Origin of the sequence: Intrasporangium sp. (assembly GCF_030452765.1) — a bacterium.
In the GTDB taxonomy this organism is placed as follows: Bacteria; Actinomycetota; Actinomycetes; order Actinomycetales; family Dermatophilaceae; genus Intrasporangium_A.
The window spans coordinates 1-4,105 of the sequence record NZ_JAKDLO010000277.1; the positions used below are offsets into that span (position 1 = coordinate 1).

The window sequence follows — 4,105 nt, forward strand, 5'->3', positions numbered from 1 at the left end:
CACCCGGGCCGAACCCGTCGCGAGGCGAGACCCACAGCCCGTGCGCCCTCGCCAGAGTGGTGCCGTCGCACGTGATCTCGCCGGTCACCCACAGCTTGCGGCCCTCGACCCGCTCGACCTGACCGCTGACGACCAGCTCCGCGAAGAGCGGCACGCCGAGGTCGTAGTCGACGGTCAGGGTGCGCGTGTAGGACCAGGCCGGGCTCGCCGACGCCGCAGCGCATCCCATGAGGTGGTCGAGCAGGGTCGCGACGAACCCGCCGTGCACCCGCCCGGGCGGGCCCTGGTATGGCAGGCCGAGGGTCGCGGTCGTCGCGGCGCGCCCGTCCTCGCCGAGCGAGAAGTGCAGGGGCGGCGCGATGGGGTTGAGCGCGCCCGTCACGGGGGACCGGTCGAGGTAGCGCTCCGGTGACAGCCCCTTGCCGAACACCATGTCCTCGGGTGAACGCGCGTACGGCGCGACTTGTCTCACCAGCTCCGCGAGCCGCTCTGCCACGACGGGCGCGACCTGCGTGTCCGGATCGAGCCGGACGAGGTAGTCGGTCAGCACCCGTGCCTGCTCGACAGCATCGTGCAAGGCGGTCGTTGCCGAAGTGGTCTCTGCGGTGGGCGTCTCAGTCATCAGCACTGAGGATAGGCGCACTCGTCGGGTCGCCGAGCTCGTCGGTCCGCCGAGCTCGACGACACCTGGCGTCGTGGCTCGTCATCGAACGCTGGCCGTATGCCGCCGCCGGGCCGGCTCATCCTCGGGTGTGTGGTTCGGTGTTGGCAACAGGTGGCTTCGTCCCTGGTCGGTGAAGCGGCGGTGCAGCCGTGCGCGGGCCTGCCTGTCGAGGGGGACGTAGACCAGCTCGCGGCCGGGGCGGTGGTAGACCGGGTCGGCGCCCTCCCAGGCCTCACGGCGCAGCGCGGGCTTGTTGACCTTGCGGGTCGCCGTGACGGGCACGTCGCGGGCAATCCGGAGATAGCGGGGCGCCCACTTGGTGCCGAGGTCGGGCTGGGCCGCCAGGAACTCGGCGAACCGCTGCGGGTCGAAGTGCTGCGGCTCGGCCAGCTGGAGGGTCGCCATCACCTGGTCACCGGTCCGCTCGTCCGGCACCGGGTAGACGACGGCGAGCGCGACTCCGTCGTGGCGCGCGAGGATCCGCTCGACCGGGGCGGCCGAGAAGTTCTCGCTGTCGACCCGCAGCCGATCGGCTCCGCGCCCTGCGAAGTAGAAGAAGCCCGCCTCGTCGCGGTAGCCGAGGTCGCCGGTGAGGAAGATGTCACCACGGACCCGCTCGGCAGCCGCCTCGGGGTTCTTGTAGTACCCCTCGAACCCGCGGGCCCCGGTGAGGTTCGCGAGCTCGCCGATGGCGAGCTCACCATTGAGCACTCTTGCAGACGAGTCGAACTCGGCCCGCGGGCACTCCCGTAGCGTCGCGGGGTCGAGCACGACGGCGTCGACACCCGGGTACGGCAGGCCGAGCGAACCCGCCGGTGAGTCCTCGGTGCGGGCGATGGACAGGCCGCCCTCGCTCGCGCCGTACGACTCCGTGGGCCAGACCCCGAACCGGCGGTGGAACTCCCGGCGGTCGGCGTCGGACGCCTCGGTCCCGTAACAGCTGACGAGGCACGTGCTGCCCTCCTCCGGCCGTTCAGGCTGGGCCAGGACATAGGACAGGGAGCGCCCGACGTAGTTGAAGAACGTCGCCCGGTAGCGGATGAGGTCGTCCACGAACCGGGAGGCGGAGAACTTCCGCGCCAGGGCGAACGTCCCGCCGGTCAGCAGCGGGTTGGCCCAGCAGGCGAAGAGTGCGTTGCCGTGGAAGAGCGGCATCGAGTTGTAGCTCACGTCGTCACGGCCCAGGCCCATGTGCCTCACCTGAGCGGTGCGGCACATCCGCCCGGTCGTGCAGATGACCGCCTTCGGGTCACCCGTCGACCCGGAGGTGAACATCAGCAGAAGCTGGGTCTGCGGGTCGGCGGCCTCGGGCACGTCCGGCCGGGACAGGCCCGCGAAACGGCCGATCTGAGCGGCATACCCAGGCGTGTCGATGAGCAGGGTGCGCGCTGCGGTGACGCCGCAGTCGACGCCGTCGAGGTGCCCGGTCAGCTCCTTCGAGGTGACCAGGGCCTGGCAGTCGGTGAAGCGGATGTCGCGGGCCAGCTCCTCGCCGCGCCGGGTCAGGTTGATCCCGACGACAGTGGCCCCGGCATAGGCCGCAGCACCGATCATGAAGAGGTACTCGGGGTCGTTCTCCAGCATCACCCCGACGTGGAAGGGCCGGTCCGGGTCGCGCAGGTCGAGCAGCAGGTGCGCTCTGGTCCGGCACTCGGAGACGAACCCGCTCCAGCTCCAAGCGGATTCCTCGAAGAGGAGGCCCGGGTGCGGGTCGTCGGCGCGAGCGTCGAGCAGGTCACGGGTGGTCGTGGCGGTGGTCGTGGCGGTGGTCGTGGTGGTGGTGGCGGTGGTCGTGGCGGTGGTGGTCATGCCGGCTCCGTCACGCCAGACGTCGTGAGGTCGGTCCTCGTCAGGTCGACCTTCGACGGGTTGGCTCCGGACAGTTCGGGTCTGGCAGCGTCCGTGCTGGGGGCCGGGACGCCCTTCGCGGTCCCGCCGCCCGGGATCAGCGCTGCGACGACGATGGTCGCGAGGCAGGCGAGGATTACCGCCCCGAGGGCGACGTTCAGGCCGGTGCGAGAGGTGAAGCCGTGTTCGCCGAGGACGAGCGGGGACGTCGACAGCAGGATCGCCACGACCGAGGCCGCGACCGCCATGAACGCCGTTCGGATCACGGCGTTGACGCCGGTGGCAGCGCTGGTCTCCTCCGGCCGGACGCACTCGACGATGACCATCGGCATGCCGGGGTAGAGGAAGCCGGTGGCGAGCACGACGACGATGATGCCGGAGACGACGACCGCCAGGCTCGTCGGCGCGAGCGCCACGATGCTCATCCCGATGATCATCATCGTGGAGCCGATCATCAGGCCGGTGCGGGCGCCGAACCGCGTGGAGACGCGACCGATGATCGGGGCGGTCGCGAAGGAGGCCCCGGCGGTGACGAAGCCGAGCACCCCGGCCATCGTGGCCGAAAGGCCAAGCCCGACAGGCAGGTTGATCGGGTCGCCGCCCGGGACGGGGATGACGCTCGGGGTGCGGTAGAGCGTGATGACGATGATGTTGGTCATGCCGACCGGCCCGGCAGCGATGAGCGCGGTGGCCAGCATGCCGAGTGAGAACTTGCGGTTGCGGAACATCCGCACGTCGATCATCGGGGCCGGGACCCGCAGCTCCCAGAGCACCCAGACAGCGAGTCCGACGAGGCCACCGACGATCAGCAGCAGCACCGTTGGGTCGGCCCACCCACGGTCCTTGCCGATCGTCAAGCCATAGAGAGCCGCAGCGACGGCACCGCCGAAGAGCAGGCCTCCGACGAAGTCGATCCGGCTCGTCGCGGCGAGCGACTGCCGCGGTTCCCGCGGCAGGAAGGCGGCGCAGAGCACGCCGACGACGGCGGCGAAGGCTGCCGCCGACCAGAAGATGTAGTGCCACGAGGCGTGGTCGAGGAAGAGGCCGCCGATGAGCAGTCCGCCGGCGCCGGCGAGCAGTGCCGACGTGCCGACGAAGGCGATGCCTGTTGCCACCTTCACGCTCGGGAAGGTCGCCCTGATGATGCCGAAGCACAGCGGGAGCACGGCGGCACTGACCCCCTGCAGGGCACGACCGAGGACGAGGACGCCGAAGTTCGGGGCGAGCGCGCTGATGAGCGAGCCGATCGCCGAGACGGCGAGCACCCCGACGAGGACCTTGCGCCGCCCGAGCTGGTCACCGAGCCGTCCCACGAAGCCGGTGGCGAGCGCGCCGACGAGGGAGTAGGCGGTGACGATCCAGACCAGCAGGGTCAGGTCGGTGGTGAAGAAGGCACCCGGGCTGTAGAGCAGCTGGATGGCCATCGTCGTCTCGAAGGCGGCCACCACCTCGGCCAGGATGAGGATCATCAGGGTTGCGCCGACTCCGGTCCGCAGGAGAGTCGGTCGGTCGGTTGTGGTGGTCATGTTGGACCTCCTTGGTCGAGGGCAGAGCTGGTCGAGGGCAGAGCTGGTCGAGGGCATGGCGGATCGG

At 70.5% G+C, this 4,105-nt stretch carries 3 protein-coding genes; all 3 read right to left on the reverse strand.

The window, feature by feature from the left end:
* The coding region (locus L0H79_RS21230) for a PaaI family thioesterase (protein ID WP_301486685.1) at positions 1-622 on the reverse strand (622 nt) is incomplete at its 3' end.
* Positions 623-703: 81 nt separating this feature from the next.
* Complete coding sequence (locus tag L0H79_RS21235) at positions 704-2,473, reverse strand: AMP-binding protein (RefSeq protein ID WP_301486687.1); 1,770 nt, start codon at positions 2,471-2,473, stop codon at positions 704-706.
* On the reverse strand, positions 2,470-4,038 hold the full coding sequence (locus L0H79_RS21240) for an MFS transporter (protein ID WP_301486689.1): 1,569 nt from the start codon (positions 4,036-4,038) through the stop codon (positions 2,470-2,472). The genes L0H79_RS21235 and L0H79_RS21240 overlap by 4 nt, the downstream gene beginning before the upstream one ends.
* Positions 4,039-4,105: the final 67 nt, after the last annotated feature.